Genomic DNA, 16,025 nt, shown 5'->3' on the forward strand with positions numbered 1-16,025 from the left:
GGTGCGGCCCAGGCAATGGACCAGGCGATGGATGCCGCGATCGAGCTGGCCCCCGGCGTGCGCGCCGGGTTCACCCGGCGCCACGACGGCGGGGTCAGCGCCGCCCCCTACGACTCCCTCAACCTCGGCCTGGGCGTGGGCGACGACCGCGCCGCCGTGCTGGAGAACCGGCGCCGGGCGGCCGCCGGCCTGGGCTTCGACCCCGGGCGCGTGGTGTGGATGGACCAGGTGCACAGCGCCGAGGTGGCCGTGGCCGAGGAGCCGGGCGTGGTGGGCCGGGTGGACGGTGTGGTGACCGCGCGGCGCGACCTGGTCCTGGCGGCGCTGGCGGCCGACTGCCTGCCCATCCTGGCCGCCGACCCCGAGGCGGGCGTGATCGGCGCGGCCCACTCCGGCCGCCTGGGCACCGCCGCCGGGATCGCGACGGAGCTGGTGGCCGCCATGGTGCGGCTGGGGGCGCGCCCCGAGCGCGTGCGCGCGGTGCTGGGCCCCTCGATCTGCGGGGAGTGCTACGAGGTCCCGGCCTGGATGCGCGACGAGGTCGCCCGGGCCGTGCCCGAGGCGGCCGCCACCACCCGCGCCGGCACCCCCGGCATCGACATGCGGGCCGCGGCCGCCGCGCAACTGCGCGCGGCCGATGTCGGCCACGTCGAGGTGGACGGGCGCTGCACCCTGGAGACCCCCGACATCTTCTCCCACCGGCGCGGCGCGCCCACGGGCCGCTTCGCCGGGTATGTCTGGTGGCATGGCGATGACCAGGGATGACATCACGGGCGCGGGCGGCGCCGGCGCGCAGGAGGCGGTGTTCGCGCGACGCGAACGCCTCCGGGCCAACCTGGCGGCCCTGCGCGAGCGGGTGGCGGCGGCGTGCGCGGCTGCGGGCCGGTCGCCCGAGGACGTGCACCTCATCGCGGTGACCAAGACGTTCCCGGCCTCCGACGTGCGGGCACTGGCCGGCCTGGGCGTCACCGACGTCGGCGAGAACCGCGACCAGGAGGCCGCCGCCAAGGCCGCCGCGTGCGCCGACCTGCCGCTGCGCTGGCACTTCGTGGGGCAGTTGCAGACCAACAAGGCCAGGTCGGTGGCCCGCTACGCCGACCTGGTGCACTCCGTCGACCGCGAGCGCCTGGTGCGCGCCCTGGGCGCGCGGGCGCGCGCCGAGGGGCGCCGGGTGGGCTGCCTGGTGCAGGTCAACCTGGATTTGGACTCCGCGGCGGGGGTGCTGGGGCCGCGCGGCGGGGCCGATCCCGCCGACGTCCTGGCGGTGGCCGACGCCGTCGCCGAGGAGGAGGGGCTGCTGCTGGAGGGGGTCATGGCGGTCGCTCCGCGCGAAGGCGACCCCGATGCGGCGTTCGCCCGGCTGTATGCGGTCGCCGAGCGGGTCAGGGATCGCTACGCTCAGGCCAGGACGATCTCGGCCGGGATGAGCGGTGACCTGGAGGCGGCCGTCCGTCAAGGTGCGACACATCTGCGGGTCGGTACGGCGTTGCTCGATGATCGCAACCCGAACGTGGGGTAATGTCCCCACATGGACCTTGGCGCCCAAGTGTCGAGTTCGCCCGGCCGGCGGACCCGGGCGGACCTGGGCCGACACGGACACAGTCATCTGCGGTGCAGCACCACAGGGACGACGGAGGACAAGAGATGGCCGGCGCGATGCGCAAGATGGCGGTCTACCTCGGCCTCGTGGAGGACGACCGCTACGATCACCGCTATGCGGACGAATACGATGACTTCGACGACTTCGAGGAAGGCGTCGAGGGCCGCCGCGACCGCGACATCGATCACGGCGGCGACCCCCGTGTCGACTCCATGACGGATGCGGATGACTACACCATGTCCCCTTCAGAGCGGCGCATCCCGACTCACACCACCCCCGCTACCGCGGACCTCGCGCGTATCACTACGCTGCATCCCCGGACGTACAACGAAGCGCGTACTATCGGAGAGCATTTCCGGGAAGGTATACCGGTGATCATGAACCTCACCGAGATGGTCGACAGCGACGCCAAGCGTCTGGTCGACTTCGCGGCGGGGCTGATCTTCGGTCTGCATGGCAGTATCGAGCGCGTGACCAACAAGGTGTTCTTGTTGTCCCCGGCTAATGTTGAGGTGACCGCTGAAGACAAAGCACGCATCGCCGAGCGAGGGTTCTTCAACCAGAGTTAGATCATCACAGATGTCCAGAGATTGGGTCGGGGAACGACCGTGAGTATCGTGCAGTCCGTCGTCATCATCCTGCTGAACCTGTTCATGCTGGTGCTGATCGCGCGGCTCGTCTTCGAACTCGTACAGTCGTTCGCACGCTCGTGGCGACCGAGCGGGTTCGTACTGGTACTCGCGGAGACCACATACACCATCACCGACCCGCCCCTGAGGTTCCTGCGTCGGTTTATTCGACCCGTACGTTTGGGGAGTGTGGCGCTTGACCTGAGCTTCACCGTCCTCTTCCTCTTCGTGGTGATCCTTATCCAGATCGTAAGTTCGATCTCGTTCATCTAGAAGGTCACAGATGTCGGAAAGGTAAGCCCTGGTTTCGATATGTGGCCTTGGTCATGATCTGGATTGCCGTAAGGTCACGATCAGGTAGCGTCCCTACGGACACAGTCCAAGCGCGCCAAGGAGACGAACATGCCGCTTACACCCGCGGATGTGCGGAATAAGCAGTTCAGTACGACCCGGCTCCGGCCGGGGTATGACGAGGAAGAGGTCGACGCGTTCCTCGACGAGGTCGAGTCCGAGCTGGACCGCCTGATCCAGGAGAACGAGGAGCTGCGCGGCAAGCTCGCCGAGTGCCTGCGCGGCAAGGTGCCCAACGCGGGCATGCAGGACTTCCAGCAGCCCCAGGACCAGCTTCCGCCCGAGCCGCCCCAGCCCGAGCCCATCCGGCCCGAGCCCCCGCAGCCGGTGGAGCAGCAGATCCCCGCCATGGCCGGCATGGGACTGCCCGGTTCCGAGGAGAACATGGACACCGCGGCGCGCGTGCTCGCGCTCGCGCAGCAGACCGCCGACCAGGCGATCTCCGACGCCCGCCGCGAGGCCGACGAAACCCTGGGCCGCGCCCGCCACGAGGCCGACGACATCCTCGGCAAGGCCCGCCGCCAGGCCGAGCAGATCGTCAACGAGGCCCGCGCCCGCTCCGAGAACCTCGACCGCGACGCGCAGGAGCGCCACCGCCAGGTCATGGGCTCCCTCGTGCAGCAGCGCGAGGAGCTGGAGCACAAGGTCGCCGGGCTCAAGGACTTCGAGCGCGAGTACCGCAGCCGGTTGAAGGACTACTTCGAGCGGCAGCTCCGCGAGCTGGCCGAGGGGGCCAACGACCACAACGACGTCGCCCCCAACCCCAACACCACCGGCGGCTTCCAGACCATGGCCCCCACCGGCGGCCAGCCCGGCATGCAGCACACCGGTCCCGGCGGCGGCGTGCCCGGCAACCCGTTCGCCCAGCCCGAGCCCGCCCAGCACGGCGGCTACCACCCGGGCGACGGACCGCACGACCGCCGCTGAGCCCCACCGCTGCCGCCACTCCGGTCGCCGCGCGAGCGCGGCCTCCGGCGTACCAGCGGTAGCAGGCGCGCGGCATGGCGGGCGGCATCCGGCCGCTCCGCCGCGCAGTACCGCACAACACAACCCTTGAGTGAAGGCTCTCCTGTTCCGTGTTCATCCTCAGCCTCGTCACCCTGGTGGCGGCTCTGGCGGTCATCGCCTTCGGGGTGGTGCTCGCCGAGACCACGTTGGTCTACATCGCCCTCGGCCTGGGCGGCCTCGGTGCCGTCCTGCTGGCGGTCGAGGTGGTCAGATCGCGCGCGTACCTGGGACTCCCGGGCAGGGCTGAGCAGCCGGCGGCAACGGCCGGCGCGGCAGGAGGCGGGTCGTACGCGGCCGGTCGGGCACGGACGGACGGTTTGGGGAAGTCGTCCGTCCCCGCCCCGGCGGCCGCGCCGGGTGCGCCCCCCGCGCCCGCGCGGACCGGAAGCACCAGGGGAGACGGGTTGTTCGCGCCCGCGCCGACGGGAGGGTCGGTGCGGGCCGCGGCGTACCCCCCGCCCCCCAGCGGGGCGCCGGGCTACCCCACGGCCGCCACCGCCTCCGGCGGCCACGGTCCCTACCGGTACCCGGCACCGACCGGACAGGGCCCCGCCACCCCGGCTCCGCACGCCCCCGTCGGCGGCCCGGGCCGCGACGACCACCCGGAGCCCTCCGGCGCGGCGGACGGCGACCACCGGGACGAGGCGGCTCCCGAGACGGGCGCCTCCCCGGCGGCCGGTACACGGCCGGAGACCGAGACGGCCGCCCACGCGGAGACCGCGGACACCGGCCCGGACCACCCGCGGGACCGCGAGCCCACGCGCGTGCACGGCGGCGGCAAGGAGCCCGCGGCGCTGCGTGCGGACACCGCCCCTGACACCGGGGAGCCGCGGCCGGACACCGAGTCGGCCGCCGACGAGGAATCCGGAGTGCCCGACCTGGCGGAGTCCGCCGTGGTGGCCTCCGCCCCTGGCGCCGTTGATTCGTCGGCCCAGACCTCCGAATCACCGGCCGAGCCCGCCGAGGGCCCGGCCCCCGAAACCACACCCGAGGCCGCTTCGGCCGCGGAGCCCCAGGGCGCCCGCGAACCGGCCGACGGCCCCGAGGCGGTCGACGAGTCCGACCGCGACCTCTCCTTCAGCGCCTTCGTGCAGGGCCTGCGCCCGGACGACGAGGAGGACGAGGCCCCCGAGGCGGCGCGGCCGGAGCCGCAGGGCACGGCGAGCGCCGCTCCCGAGCCGCCTCAGGTCGCGGAGACCGGTGGGGAGTTCCCGGAGGAGACCGGTGGCGAGCCCGCGCCGCCGACCGGCGCGGCCGACGCCGAGGCTCGGCAGGCCGGTGAAGACACCGAGTCCGAGGCCCCGGACGCCCACGACACGGACGCCGAAGCCACGGCCGAAGCGGCGTCGCGGGACACCGGACTCCGCGCCACCCGGGCGGACTCCCCGGACGAGCCCGCCACCCCGTACTTCGAGCCGGAGGACCCGGCCGACCCCGAGCTGACCGCGTCGGCGTCGCCGACCGACACACCCGAGGCCGACCGGGAGCCCACCGAGCCCACCGAACCGGCGCAGGACGCGACCGCCGCTGACGGGACCGAGTCCACCACCGTCGAGGACTCCGACCCGGACCAGACGGCCGCCATCCGCCGCGAGACGGACGACGAGGACCGCCCCTAGCCTTCGGCCACGGCCCTCACGCGAAGAGGTCTTCGGCGGAGTCGACGGTGGCCGCCCTGCGGACCCAGGTGATCAGTTGGTCGGGGTCGTGGCAGGTGGTGATGCGTTCGCGGACGGTGTCGCTGACTTCGAGCCCGCGCGCGTCCAGGAAGATGAGCAGGCTCTCGGCATGCCTTCGGCCCTGCCCTTGGCCATGCCCTTGGCCCATCCTTGGGCGAGATATCTGTTGGCGAACTCGCTCTTGTACGTGTAGGGCGGGCTGTTCACGAGTTCCTTTCAAGCGAGGTGCGCGGTTCGCGTATCCGGTCGCGGCGTTGACGCGGACGGTGAAGGACCTTTGCTGCCTTCGGCAGGGAGGCTCATGTGAAGAGGTCTTCCGCGGAGTCGACGGTGGCCGCCCTGCGGACCCAGACGTCCAGTTGGTCGGGGTCATGGCAGGTGGTGATGCGTTCGCGGACGGTGTCGCTGACCTCCAGCCCGCGCGCGTCCAGGACGGAGAACAGGCTCTCGGCCTTTCCTTGGGCGAGGAACTTGTTGGCGAACTCGCTCTTGAACGTGTAGGACGGGCTGTTCACAAGTGCCTCCCAGGCGTGGCTGGCGGATCCGGTCAGAGCGTTGACCACAAACCCATAGTAGAGAGCGAACAGGCCCTCGTCGGTGAGTTCCCGGAGCGCGTGTGCGCACGCCAGGAGGGTTTTCTCGTTCTCGCCTCCGTGTGCGGCGGCCGAGAGGACGGCCAGTTCGGGGGCGGCGATCGCCGCGTCCTTGTCCACGATGACCGGGGTCTGGTCGGGGCGCAGCACGATGGGTGTGAGGGTGAGCCCCGGGTGGCCGAGGTCGACCGGGCGGGCCGCCCAGGAGGCCGTGGTCGCGTCGGTGGGGCACAGCACCAGCAGCACCGTGGGGCAGCGGAGGCGGGCGCGGACGGTGGTCAGGTAGACCGGCCAGGAGAAGTGCTTGGTGGCGTCCCTCCTCAATTGGACTTCCACCACGATCGCCAGGACCGGGGTCTCGTTCCGCTTGAGGGAGACCACCACGTCGGCGCGGTACTCCTTGGGCTGGAGGTCGGTGCAGTTCTCCGACGCCAGTTCCGTGGCGTCGTGTTCGGGGACGGAGACGCCGAGTACGTCCTGCAACAGCCGCACCGCTAGCTCGGGGCGGTTGCGCACGAACTCGATCGGCGCCTCGTGCTCGTTAGTTGGCATGGCGGGACGCTATCCGGGCCGGTCAGGGCTTCGGAGCCGATTCCGGGAAAGTCGTCAGGCGCGGTGCCTGCGGGGGATCGCCGTGGGTGTCCGAATGTCGCGGACCGTGGTTTCGGAACTTTTGGTGACCGTTTGCTTGCTTACTGTGAGATGGCGGAACGGTGCGGGGCTGCGGTGGCGGCGTTCGCGGTTGGGGGAAATCGCGGCGGACGAGGAAAAGGGAATCGCCGGGGCTATATCCCGGCCGAAACGAGCGGGAAAACAGCTGCTTGGGAAAGGAAATGTCTTCCAGGAAGGCGAACGGCCCGGTTCCGTCCAACGACGGAACCGGGCCGGGTGCCAGGGGCCGGGGGGAGGGTCAGCCCTCCTGCTCGGCGCTCTTGCGCAGCCGGATGGCGACCCCGAACTCCGCCGAGCGCACCGTGTGGGCCTCGCCCTCGGGGGCGCCCTCGGTGAAGGTGCGGGCCAGGACCTCGCCGGCGATGGTCGCCGCGTGCTCGGTGAGGGCCTGGGCCGTCACCGGGTCCTCGGCCGACCACCACAGGTCGATGCGGTCGGAGATCTCCAGCCCGCTGGACTTGCGGGCGTCCTGGACCAGCCGGATCAGCTCGCGGGCCAGGCCGGCGCGCTGAAGCTCCGGGGTGATCTCCAGGTCCAGGGCCACGGTCTCCCCGGCCTCGGCGGCGACAGTCCAGCCCTCGCGCGGCTGCTCGGTGACCAGCAGCTCCTCCGCGCTCACCTCGACCTGCTCGCCCTCCACCTCCACGTGCGCCCAGCCGGTGGAGCGCACCTGCTCCACCAGCGCCTGCGCCGGCGCCGCGCCGATCGCCTGGGCCACCAGCGGGGTGCGCTTGGCGAACCGCTTGCCCAGCGCGCGGAAGTTCGGCTTGACCGTGTAGTCCACCAGGTCGCCGCCGACCGCCGACAGCGGGTCGAGCTGCTGCACGTTCAGCTCCTCGGCGATCTGGGCCCGCAACTGCTCGGGCAGCCGGTCGAACCCGGCGGCCCCCACCAGCACGCGCGACAGCGGCTGGCGGGTGCGCACTCCGGAGTCCACGCGCGCGGCGCGGCCCAGGTCGACCAGGCGGCGGGTCAGCGCCATCTGCTCCGACAGGTCGGTGTCGATCAGGTCCTCGCGCACCCGCGGCCACGAGGCGAGGTGCACCGACTCCGGGGCGTCGGGGCGGCGCAGCGCCGCCCACACGTGGTCGGTGATGAACGGCACCAGCGGCGCCATCACCAGCGTGAGGGACTCCAGCGCCTCGAACAGCGTCGCGAACGCCGACGCGCCCTCGGGCGTCTGGGCGCCCGCCCAGAACCGCCGCCGGGAGCGCCGCACGTACCAGTTGGACAGGTCGTCCACGAACGCGGTGAGCAGGCGGCCCGCACCGGCGGTGTCGAACCGGTCCAGCGCCTCGCCCACGCCCTTGACCACCCGGTTCAGCTCCGACAGCAGCCAGCGGTCCAGCAGCGGCCGGTCCTCGGGCGCGGGCGCATCGGCCAGCCGGGAGTGGTCCCAGGTGCCGTTCGTGCCGGCGTAGAGGGTGAAGAACGAGACGGTGTTGTAGTAGGTCAGCAGGACCTTGCGGACGATCTCCTCCAGCGCCTCGTGCCCGACCCGGCGCGGGGTCCACGGCGACCCGCTGGCCGCCATGAACCAGCGCAGGGCGTCGGCCCCGTGGCGCTCCATGACCTCCATGGGCTCCAGGATGTTGCCCAGGTGCTTGCTCATCTTGCGGCCGTCCTCGGCGAGGATGTGGCCCAGGCAGACCACGTTCTCGTAGGAGGAGTGGCCGAAGACGAGCGTGCTCACGGCCATCATCGAGTAGAACCAGCCGCGGGTCTGGTCGATCGCCTCGCAGATGTACTGGCCGGGGAAGTTGGCCTCGAACGCCTCCTTGTTGCGGTGCGGCGCGCCCCACTGGGCGAACGGCATGGCGCCGGAGTCGAACCAGACGTCGATGACCTCGGGCACCCGCCGCGCCTCGGCCCCGCACTGGGGGCAGGGGAACGCGACGTCGTCCACGTAGGGCCGGTGAGGGTCCAGCGCGCTGAGGTCGCGGCCGGCCAGCCCGCCAAGCTCGGCCAGCGAGCCCACCACGGTGTGGTGCTCCTCGGCGCACGTCCACACCGGCAGCGGGGTGCCCCAGTAGCGGCTGCGCGAGAGCGCCCAGTCGATGTTGTTGCGCAGCCACTCGCCGTAGCGGCCCTCCTTGACGTTGCCCGGGAACCAGTTGGTGCGGGCGTTCTGCGCCAGGAGTTCGTCCTTGATCGCGGTGGTCTTGATGTACCAGGACGGCACCGCGTAGTAGAGCAGCGGCGTGTGGCAGCGCCAGCAGTGCGGGTAGCTGTGCTCGTAGGGCTGGTTGCGCATCAGCAGGCCGCGGCCGTCGAGGTCGGCCACCAGGGCGGCGTCGGCGGTCTTGAAGAACTGGCCGCCGACCAGGTCCAGGCCCGGCTCGAACGTGCCGTCGCCGCGCACCGGGTTGACCAGCGGCAGGCCGTAGGCGCGGCAGACGGCCATGTCGTCGGCGCCGAACGCCGGCGCCTGGTGCACCAGCCCGGTGCCGTCCTCGACCGTGACGTAGTCGGCCAGCACCACGAAGTGGGCCGGCGCGTCGAACTCGACCAGCTCGAAGGGCCGCTGGTAGGTCCAGCGCTCCATCTCGCCGCCCTCGAACCGCTCGCCGGTGGGCTCCCAGCCCTCGCCCAGCGCCTTGCCCACCAACGGCTCGGCCACCAGCACGCGCTCGGTGCCGTCGGTGGCCACCACGTAGGTGACGTCGGGGTGCACCGCCACCGCCGTGTTGGACACCAGGGTCCAGGGCGTGGTGGTCCACACCAGCAGGGAGGTGGGCCGCTCGGGGTCGGCCAGCGGGCCGGAGGTCACCGGGAAGCGCACGTAGACCGAGGGGTCGACCACGGTCTCATACCCCTGGGCCAGTTCGTGGTCGGACAGCGTGGTGCCGCAGCGCGGGCAGTAGGGGCTGATGCGGAAGTCGCGCACCAGCAGGCCCTTGTCCCAGATGGTCTTGAGCGCCCACCACACCGACTCCACGTACTCGGGGTCCATGGTGCGGTACGCCTCGTCCATGTTCACCCAGTAGCCCATGCGCTGGGTCATGGCGGTGAAGGCGTCGACGTTGCGCAGCACGGCCTCGCGGCAGCGGGCGTTGAACTCGGCGACGCCGAACTCCTCGATGTCCTTCTTGCCGCTGAGGCCCAACTCCTTCTCGACGGCGACCTCGACCGGCAGGCCGTGGCAGTCCCAGCCGGCCTTGCGGTCGACGTGGTAGCCGCGCATCGTCTTGAAGCGGGGGAAGAGGTCCTTGAACACGCGCGCCTCGACGTGGTGCACGCCGGGCTGGCCGTTGGCGGTGGGCGGCCCCTCGTAGAACACCCAGTTGGGGTTGGCGCGGGACTGCTCCAGGGAGCGTTCGAAGACCTTCTGCTCGCTCCAGCGGCGCAGGACCTGGTGCTCGGTGGCCGGCAGGTCGATCTGCGCGGGCAGCACGGGCAGCGCGCGGGAGGCGGTGGGATCGTCGGCCATGCGGGGTCGCCTTTCCATCAGGGCGGAGGTGTCCTGATGGAGGGACGAGGCCGGGCGCCCCGCGGTACCACCCTCCTTGGGCGTGGCGGCGAACGCGCCGCACGCGCCCCACTTCGTTGCTCCAGCGGCCGGGTCTACTGGGCGGGCGCGGGTGCGCCTGCTGCCGTTCTTCCGGCGGCTCCGGGGTGATCTTCGCGGCGGGCATGCCCCCGGGCTCGCACCGTCCCCGGGTCGCTTGGGGCTGGGGCCGCCGTTACTCGTCCCCATCAGCGCCGTGCTGTGCCTTCGAGGATAGCCCACGCGGCGGTCCGCCCTCCCGCCGTTTTCCGCGCCGCGCCGGGGCGCGGGCATACTGGCCTGCCGTAGGGCGCGCGCCGGCCTGAGGGGCCGGCGCCGCGCGGGCGCGGGACGGGAGGACACGCCGTGGAGAGCGCGACGGGCGGCGGGGCCGGGGAGTTGGCGGGCGCGGTGCTGGTGACCCTGGCCGACCGCGAGGACGCCGAGGAACTCGCCGAGCAGTTGCTCGACCAGGGGTATGAGCCGTGCACGGTGCACCGCGACATGCTGGCGGGGGAGGACGACGCCGAGGACGTCGACTGGGTGATCGAGGTGCGCACCGGCCCCCACGGCGGTCCGGCCGCGCTGGACGAGCCGCACCTGCACCTGCTGGCCGAGGACTACGGCGGGTTCGCGGCGCCCCACCGGCCCTGAGCGCCGGTGCCCGCGTGCCCGGCGAGCGTCCGGCCCGTGCGGCATGCCCCGGTCAATGCCGGTCAGAGGCCGGTCAAATGCCGGTCACGGCGGGATTGGCGCGCAACGCGCGGTGTGTTCCGGGCTGCGCCGTGGGTGGTTGATTCGCCGTCCACGGCCGCTTAAGCTACCCCAAATCGCGTGCGGGACCGGGGGGAAAGCGGTGTCCCCGCACGTCGGAACGGGGGCGACGGCCGCAGTGCCCGTGCGGCCGAGGGGGGAGTACCGCATGGTGTCCACGACCACTGGCAAGGCCCGGGAGCAGGCCCGCACGGCGGCGGACCGGGCGACGGGAGAGGGCGCGGGAAGCGCGGACGGGGCGGCGGGCGCGGCCGGCCTGGTGGTGCGCACCGGCGAGGACCCGTGGAGCGAGCAGGAGTTGGCGCGGGTCCGCGAGGGGCTGGAGGCCGAGGTGGAGCGGCTGCGCCGCGACATCGCCGAGGCCCAGACCGAGCTGGCCGAGCGGCTGTCGGACTCCGTGGCGGGCGCCGGCGACGACCCCACCGACACCGGGGCCAAGACCTACCAGCGCGAGCACGAGCTGGCGCTGGCCTACAATACACGTGACCTGCTCGCGCAGAGCGAGCGGGCGATCCAGCGGATGGACGCGGGGACCTACGGGGTCTGCGAGCGCTGCGGCAGTGCCATCGGCAAGGCCCGGCTCCAGGCGTACCCCCGCGCCACACTGTGTGTGCAGTGCAAACAGCGCGAGGAGCGTCGCTGAGCAACGTAGAGCCCTCCGGGCATCCGAAGCAGACCGAGCACGAACCCGCCGCGCCCCGGCCGCGGCGGTTCGTCCCCCTTCTCCTGGTCGTGGCGGCGGTCGCCCTGGCGGCCGACTTCGCCACCAAGGAGATCGCGCTGGCGAGCTTCGCGCCGGGCGAGTCCATGCCGGTGGTCGGCGACCTCCTGCGGTTCACGCTGATCTTCAACACCGGGGCCGCGTTCTCCATCGGCTCGGACGTGCCGTGGCTGTTCTTCCTGATCGCCTCGTGCGTGGTGGTCTACATCCTGTTCATGGCCCGCAAGCTGGGCAGCCTGGGGTGGACCGTGGCGCTCGGGCTGATCCTGGGCGGGGCCACGGGCAACCTGGTCGACCGCGTCATGCGCCCGCCGGCGCCCTTCCACGGCGCGGTCGTGGACTGGATCGCGGTGCCCAACTTCCCGGTGTTCAACCTCGGCGACTCCTGTATCTGCGTGGGCGGCGCCCTGGCGGTGCTGCTGGCGTTCCGCGGGATCAACATCGACGGCACCCGGGAGTCCGACCAGGCGCCCGCCAAGGACGGCGCGGACGGCGCCGCCGAGGCGCCCGCCGCTGAGCCCGGGGCGGCCGCGGCCGAGGACCCCGGCCAGGAGCGCGGCTCCGCCGAGCCCGGCGCCGCCGCGCGGCGCGAGGACGGGGGCGAGCGCCCGTGACCGGCTCCACCGCCGCCGGCGACCACCGCGCCATGCCGGTGCCCGACGGCCTCGACGGCGACCGCCTGGACGCCGCCATCGCCCGGATGTTCGGGCTGTCGCGCACCCGCGCCGCCGAACTCATCGCCGAGGGCAACGTGCTGGTCGACGGCGCCGAGGCCGCCAAGTCCGACCGGCTGGAGGCGGGGTCGTGGCTGGACGTCACCCTGCCCCCGCCGCCGGGCCTGCCCGTCGCGCGGCCCGAGCCCGTGCCCGGCATGTCGGTGGTCTACGAGGACGCCGACATCGTGGTGGTCGACAAGCCCGTGGGCGTGGTGGCCCACCCCACGGTGGGCTGGACCGGCCCGACCGTGCTCCAAGGGCTGCTGGCCTCGGGGGTGTCGCTGAGCACCAGCGGCGCCGCCGAGCGGCAGGGGATCGTGCACCGCCTCGACGCCAACACCACCGGGCTGATGGTGCTGGCCAAGAGCGAGACCGCCTACAGCGTGCTCAAGCGGGCGTTCAAGGAGCGCACGGTCGACAAGGTCTACCACGCGCTCGTGCAGGGCCACCCCGACCCGCTGCGCGGAACCGTGGACGCGCCGATCGACCGGCACCCCGCCGGCGACGGCCGGTTCGCGGTGGTGGCGGGCGGGCGCCCCTCGGTGACCCACTACGACACCGTGGAGGCGTTCCGGTCGGCCAGCCTGCTGGAGATCAAGCTGGAGACCGGCCGCACCCACCAGATCCGGGTGCACATGGCCGCGCTGCGGCATCCCTGCGTGGGCGACCACCTCTACGGCGCCGACCCCACGCTGGCCACGCGGCTGGGGGTGCGCCGCCAGTGGCTGCACGCGGTGCGGCTGGGGTTCGAGCACCCCACCGAGGGCCGCTACGTGGAGTTCGAGAGCACCTACCCCGACGACCTCGCCGGCGCGCTGGAGCGGCTGCGCGCCGAGTGAGGCCGCCGCGCCGCCCGCGCGGCGCCGCCGGCGGGCTCACGGTCTGCCGAGCAGGTCGGTCAGCGACGCCTCGGGACTGATGAGGTCGGGGTCGGTGCGGACGTCGATGAGGGTGGGGACCTCGGCGGCCACCGCCTCGGCGAGGGCGTCGGCGAGTTCGCCGGGGGTGGCGGCGGTCAGCCCGGCGGCGCCCAGCCCCCGCGCGTAGGAGGCGAGGTCCAGCGGCCCGCCGATGTCGACGGCGGCGGTGCGGCCGAGTTCGCGCGCCTGGTGCATGGCGATGGTGCCGTAGAGGCCGTTCTGGAACACCACGACGGTCAGCGCCAGGCCCAGCCGCGCGGCGGTCTCCAGTTCCTGGCCGGTCATCAGCACGCCGCCGTCGCCGGCCACCGCCACCACCGTGCGGTGCGGCGCCGCCAGCTTGGCCGCCACCGCCGCGGGCACCGCGTAGCCCATGGCGCCGCTGGTGGGCGCCAGTTGGGTGCGCGGGTGGCGGTACCACCAGCCCCGGTGCAGGAACGCCGCGAAGTTGCCGGCGTCGTTGGTGACCACCGTGTCCTCGGGCAGGGCGGCGCGCATGGCCTCGACCACCGCCCAGGGGTGCAGGCCCGGGCCGGGGTGCGCGGCGGCCCCGGGCGGCGGGGTGGAGGCGCGCACCCAGGAGTCGTGGGCGGCGGAGTAGTCGCGGTCGGACGGCACGGCGGGGACCTCGACCAGGGCCGCCAGCGCCCGGCGGGCGTCGGCCACCGCGCCCAGCCACACCCCGGTGGCCGCGCCGATCTGGTCGGGGTCGATGTCGATCTGGGCGACGGTGGAGGCGGCGCCGGGTCCGGGCGTCGGCAGCCGGTAGGACTGGCTGGTGATCTCGCTCAGGCGCGAGCCCACCACCAGCACGGCGTCGGCGGACTCCAGCGCGGCCAGCACCGGCGCCGGGCAGCCCAGCCCGAGGTGGCCCAGGTAGAGCGGATGGTGGTTGGGGAACACGTCCTGGCGGCGCCAGGAGGTGTAGACGCCGGTGTTGAAGCGTTCGGCGACCGCGACGAGTTCGTCGCGGGCCGCGCGGGCGCCGCCGCCCGCGATGATGACCGGGCGTTCGGAGTCGACCAGCCAGGCGGCCAGGCGGTCGCGTTCGTCCTCGCCCAGGGGCGGTGCGGGCGGCGCCGCGCCGGGCAGGGCGCCCGGCGGCGGCACGCGTTCGCCGAAGAGGTCGCCGGGCACCACCACCGCCACCGGGCCGGGGCGCCCGGTGGCGGCGGTGCGCAGGGCCTGCGCGGTGGTCTCGGCCAGGCGGTCGGCGCGGGTGACGGTGGTGGTCCACTTGGTGATGGGGGTGTAGAAGGCGGCGAGGTCGACCTCCTGGAACGCCTCGCGGCCGAGGTGGTCGGTGGTGACCTGGCCCAGGAACACCACCATGGGGGTGGAGTCCTGGCGGGCGGTGTGCACGCCCACGGCGAGGTTGCCCGCGCCGGGGCCGCGCGTGGCGGCGGCCACCGCCGGCACGCCGGTGAGCTTGGCCTCGGCCTCGGCCATGAACCCGGCGCCGCCCTCGTGCCGGGTGGAGACGAGCCGGATGTCGGGGTGGCGCTCCACGGCGTCGGCGAACTCCAGGAAGCTCTCGCCGGGCACGGTGTAGCAGCGGCGGACACCGGCGGCGGCGAGCACGGCCACCGCCTCCTCGGCGGCGGTGCGCCATTCCCCGGCCGCCGACCGCGGCCGCGGCGCGGCGGCGGGGGAGGCGGCCGGGGGAGCGTGGGGTCCGGTGTGGGTCATGGGGCTGCCTTCCGTGCTCGGCCGGCGGGGGTCACCCTGACCTTCTGCCCGCCCGCGGCGGGATCGTCACCTCATCCGGCTTTCGCCCGGCTTACAGTCCGAGCAGCCGCAGCCCGGCGGCCGCGCCGGCCGCCGCCAGCAGCACCACCAGGAACGGGGCGCGCAGCAGCAGGGCGACGGCCGCGGCGCCCATGCCGCCCAGCCGCGCGGGGTCCAGCGTCAGCTCCTGGCCGCCGTCGGTGGCCGTCTGGACGGCGATGAGCGCCGCCAGCAGCGCCACCGGGACCGCCATGGCGAAGCGCCGCACGGCGGGGTGGTCCAGCAGCCGCCGCGGCGCCGAGAGCCCGGCGAGCTTGAGCAGGTAGCAGCCCACGCAGGTGCCGATGATGACCGACCACAGGATCACGGCCGGGCCTCCTGTCCGGACGGGCCGCCGTCACCGGCGGCGGGTGAGGCGGGCGGGGCGGGGGCGGGTCCGCCGGGGACGACCAGGGCGGCCGCCGCGGCCAGCAGGATCGGCACGCCCGCCGGCAGGAACGGCACCGCGGCCAGCGCGATCACGGCGGCCAGCAGCGCCACGCCCACCTCGCGGCGGCCCTCCCGCAGGCGCGGGGCCAGCAGCGCGAGGAAGACCGCCGCGCCCATGGCGTCCAGGCCGAAGGCGTCGGTGTCGCCGATGCTCTCGGTGGCCAGCGCGCCGATCAGCGTGGTGAGGTTCCAGGTGAGGTAGATCGCGGCGAACACGGTCACGAACGACGCCCGCGCGTCCGCGGGGGTGCGCTGGGCGATCGCCCCGGCGAAGGTCTCGTCGATCACGCCGTGGGCGGCGAGCAGCCGGCGCGGGCCGCGCCAGGGCAGCAGGTCGGCCAGGCGCAGGCCGTAGAGGGTGTTGCGGGCGCCCAGCAGCAGCGCGCCCGCCGCGCCGGCCGCCAGGCTGCCGCCGCCGGCGATCACGCCGACCAGCGCGAACTGCGACGCGCCGGTGAAGGCGAGCAGGCTCAGGACGCACGCCTGGGCCACCGACAGGCCGGCGGTGACGGCCGCCGCGCCGAAGGCCAGCCCGGACAGCCCCACCGCGATGCCCATTCCCAGCCCGTCGCGGACCGGTGGTGAGAGGAGAGTGGTCGAGGTGTTCACGTCCGGCGACGCTAACGGCGTCGCGGGCACCGCGTCTTGAACGTTTTTG

At 73.5% G+C, this 16,025-nt stretch carries 16 protein-coding genes; 10 read left to right on the plus strand and 6 right to left on the minus strand.

Translation table 11 applies throughout. From position 1 onward, the window contains the following. Nucleotides 1-27 precede the first annotated feature (27 nt). The 6 genes from pgeF (at nucleotide 28) to LG943_RS22290 (ending at nucleotide 5,207) form a co-directional block, all read left to right on the plus strand. Nucleotides 28-765 (plus strand): peptidoglycan editing factor PgeF, encoded by a 738-nt coding sequence (gene pgeF / locus LG943_RS22265; protein WP_270074337.1) that lies wholly within the window; start codon nucleotides 28-30, stop codon nucleotides 763-765. Beyond that, nucleotides 752-1,519 carry a YggS family pyridoxal phosphate-dependent enzyme gene (locus tag LG943_RS22270; protein ID WP_270074338.1) on the plus strand — a complete coding sequence of 256 codons (768 nt, stop codon included), beginning with the start codon at nucleotides 752-754 and terminating at the stop codon, nucleotides 1,517-1,519. The genes pgeF and LG943_RS22270 overlap by 14 nt, the downstream gene beginning before the upstream one ends. Before the next feature lie 125 nt (nucleotides 1,520-1,644). Further along, nucleotides 1,645-2,169 (plus strand): cell division protein SepF, encoded by a 525-nt coding sequence (locus LG943_RS22275; RefSeq protein ID WP_179766469.1) that lies wholly within the window; start codon nucleotides 1,645-1,647, stop codon nucleotides 2,167-2,169. A 39-nt stretch (nucleotides 2,170-2,208) separates the two neighbouring features. Further along, on the plus strand, nucleotides 2,209-2,502 hold the full coding sequence (locus LG943_RS22280) for a YggT family protein (RefSeq protein ID WP_270074297.1): 294 nt from the start codon (nucleotides 2,209-2,211) through the stop codon (nucleotides 2,500-2,502). Nucleotides 2,503-2,631: 129 nt separating this feature from the next. Then, nucleotides 2,632-3,507 (plus strand): DivIVA domain-containing protein, encoded by an 876-nt coding sequence (locus tag LG943_RS22285; RefSeq protein ID WP_270074298.1) that lies wholly within the window; start codon nucleotides 2,632-2,634, stop codon nucleotides 3,505-3,507. Nucleotides 3,508-3,656: 149 nt separating this feature from the next. After that, a complete protein-coding gene (locus LG943_RS22290) occupies nucleotides 3,657-5,207 on the plus strand; it encodes a hypothetical protein (RefSeq protein ID WP_270074299.1) in 1,551 nt (516 codons plus the stop codon). A gap of 16 nt (nucleotides 5,208-5,223) precedes the next feature. Here the strand turns inward: LG943_RS22290 and LG943_RS22295 are convergent, their stop codons facing one another. The 3 genes from LG943_RS22295 to ileS all read right to left on the minus strand — a co-directional run bounded on the left by LG943_RS22295 (nucleotide 5,224) and on the right by ileS (nucleotide 9,962). Then, nucleotides 5,224-5,415 (minus strand): hypothetical protein, encoded by a 192-nt coding sequence (locus LG943_RS22295; protein ID WP_270074300.1) that lies wholly within the window; start codon nucleotides 5,413-5,415, stop codon nucleotides 5,224-5,226. A gap of 151 nt (nucleotides 5,416-5,566) precedes the next feature. Continuing rightward, nucleotides 5,567-6,412 (minus strand): hypothetical protein, encoded by an 846-nt coding sequence (locus tag LG943_RS22300; RefSeq protein ID WP_270074301.1) that lies wholly within the window; start codon nucleotides 6,410-6,412, stop codon nucleotides 5,567-5,569. Nucleotides 6,413-6,770: 358 nt separating this feature from the next. Next, the gene (ileS, locus tag LG943_RS22305) at nucleotides 6,771-9,962 is read right to left on the minus strand and encodes an isoleucine--tRNA ligase (protein WP_270074302.1); all 3,192 of its coding nucleotides are present in this window, start codon (nucleotides 9,960-9,962) and stop codon (nucleotides 6,771-6,773) included. Nucleotides 9,963-10,385: 423 nt separating this feature from the next. Here ileS and LG943_RS22310 point away from each other — a divergent pair, with 423 nt between their 5' ends. The 4 genes from LG943_RS22310 (at nucleotide 10,386) to LG943_RS22325 (ending at nucleotide 13,069) form a co-directional block, all read left to right on the plus strand. After that, entirely contained in the window at nucleotides 10,386-10,673 is a 288-nt protein-coding gene (locus tag LG943_RS22310) for a hypothetical protein (protein ID WP_270074303.1), read from the plus strand. Between the two features lie 376 nt (nucleotides 10,674-11,049). Further along, nucleotides 11,050-11,436 carry a TraR/DksA family transcriptional regulator gene (locus LG943_RS22315; protein WP_408648633.1) on the plus strand — a complete coding sequence of 129 codons (387 nt, stop codon included), beginning with the start codon at nucleotides 11,050-11,052 and terminating at the stop codon, nucleotides 11,434-11,436. Continuing rightward, nucleotides 11,409-12,128, plus strand: coding sequence for a signal peptidase II (lspA, locus tag LG943_RS22320; RefSeq protein WP_270074305.1), 720 nt, complete (start codon nucleotides 11,409-11,411; stop codon nucleotides 12,126-12,128). The genes LG943_RS22315 and lspA overlap by 28 nt, the downstream gene beginning before the upstream one ends. 32 nt (nucleotides 12,129-12,160) lie before the next feature. Then, the gene (locus tag LG943_RS22325; protein WP_270074339.1) at nucleotides 12,161-13,069 is read left to right on the plus strand and encodes an RluA family pseudouridine synthase; all 909 of its coding nucleotides are present in this window, start codon (nucleotides 12,161-12,163) and stop codon (nucleotides 13,067-13,069) included. A 36-nt stretch (nucleotides 13,070-13,105) separates the two neighbouring features. On the opposite strand, the gene LG943_RS22330 is transcribed toward LG943_RS22325, so the two are convergent. From LG943_RS22330 to LG943_RS22340, 3 genes are all read right to left on the minus strand, one after another. Beyond that, nucleotides 13,106-14,839: a thiamine pyrophosphate-dependent enzyme gene (locus LG943_RS22330; protein WP_270074306.1), complete on the minus strand. Its 1,734-nt coding sequence runs from the start codon at nucleotides 14,837-14,839 to the stop codon at nucleotides 13,106-13,108. Nucleotides 14,840-14,930: 91 nt separating this feature from the next. Further along, nucleotides 14,931-15,245, minus strand: a complete 315-nt coding sequence (locus LG943_RS22335; RefSeq protein WP_270074307.1) for an AzlD domain-containing protein — start codon at nucleotides 15,243-15,245, stop codon at nucleotides 14,931-14,933. Continuing rightward, nucleotides 15,242-15,925 carry an AzlC family ABC transporter permease gene (locus tag LG943_RS22340; protein WP_270074340.1) on the minus strand — a complete coding sequence of 228 codons (684 nt, stop codon included), beginning with the start codon at nucleotides 15,923-15,925 and terminating at the stop codon, nucleotides 15,242-15,244. Before LG943_RS22340 ends, LG943_RS22335 begins: the two co-directional genes overlap by 4 nt. Nucleotides 15,926-16,025: the final 100 nt, after the last annotated feature.

Origin of the sequence: Streptomonospora mangrovi (assembly GCF_027604915.1) — a bacterium.
Classification (GTDB): domain Bacteria; phylum Actinomycetota; class Actinomycetes; order Streptosporangiales; family Streptosporangiaceae; genus Streptomonospora; species Streptomonospora mangrovi.

What these genes read in the sequence shown, in the direction of transcription:
- LG943_RS22300 (WP_270074301.1), bottom strand. Translation starts at nt 6,412, where the DNA reads ATGCCAACTAACGAGCACGAGGCGCCGATCGAGTTCGTGCGCAACCGC.
- LG943_RS22285 (WP_270074298.1), top strand. Translation starts at nt 2,632, where the DNA reads ATGCCGCTTACACCCGCGGATGTGCGGAATAAGCAGTTCAGTACGACC.
- LG943_RS22325 (WP_270074339.1), top strand. Translation starts at nt 12,161, where the DNA reads ATGCCGGTGCCCGACGGCCTCGACGGCGACCGCCTGGACGCCGCCATC.
- LG943_RS22270 (WP_270074338.1), top strand. Translation starts at nt 752, where the DNA reads ATGACCAGGGATGACATCACGGGCGCGGGCGGCGCCGGCGCGCAGGAG.
- ileS (WP_270074302.1), bottom strand. Translation starts at nt 9,962, where the DNA reads ATGGCCGACGATCCCACCGCCTCCCGCGCGCTGCCCGTGCTGCCCGCG.
- LG943_RS22330 (WP_270074306.1), bottom strand. Translation starts at nt 14,839, where the DNA reads ATGACCCACACCGGACCCCACGCTCCCCCGGCCGCCTCCCCCGCCGCC.
- LG943_RS22275 (WP_179766469.1), top strand. Translation starts at nt 1,645, where the DNA reads ATGGCCGGCGCGATGCGCAAGATGGCGGTCTACCTCGGCCTCGTGGAG.
- LG943_RS22295 (WP_270074300.1), bottom strand. Translation starts at nt 5,415, where the DNA reads ATGGGCCAAGGGCATGGCCAAGGGCAGGGCCGAAGGCATGCCGAGAGC.
- pgeF (WP_270074337.1), top strand. Translation starts at nt 28, where the DNA reads ATGGATGCCGCGATCGAGCTGGCCCCCGGCGTGCGCGCCGGGTTCACC.
- LG943_RS22340 (WP_270074340.1), bottom strand. Translation starts at nt 15,925, where the DNA reads ATGGGCATCGCGGTGGGGCTGTCCGGGCTGGCCTTCGGCGCGGCGGCC.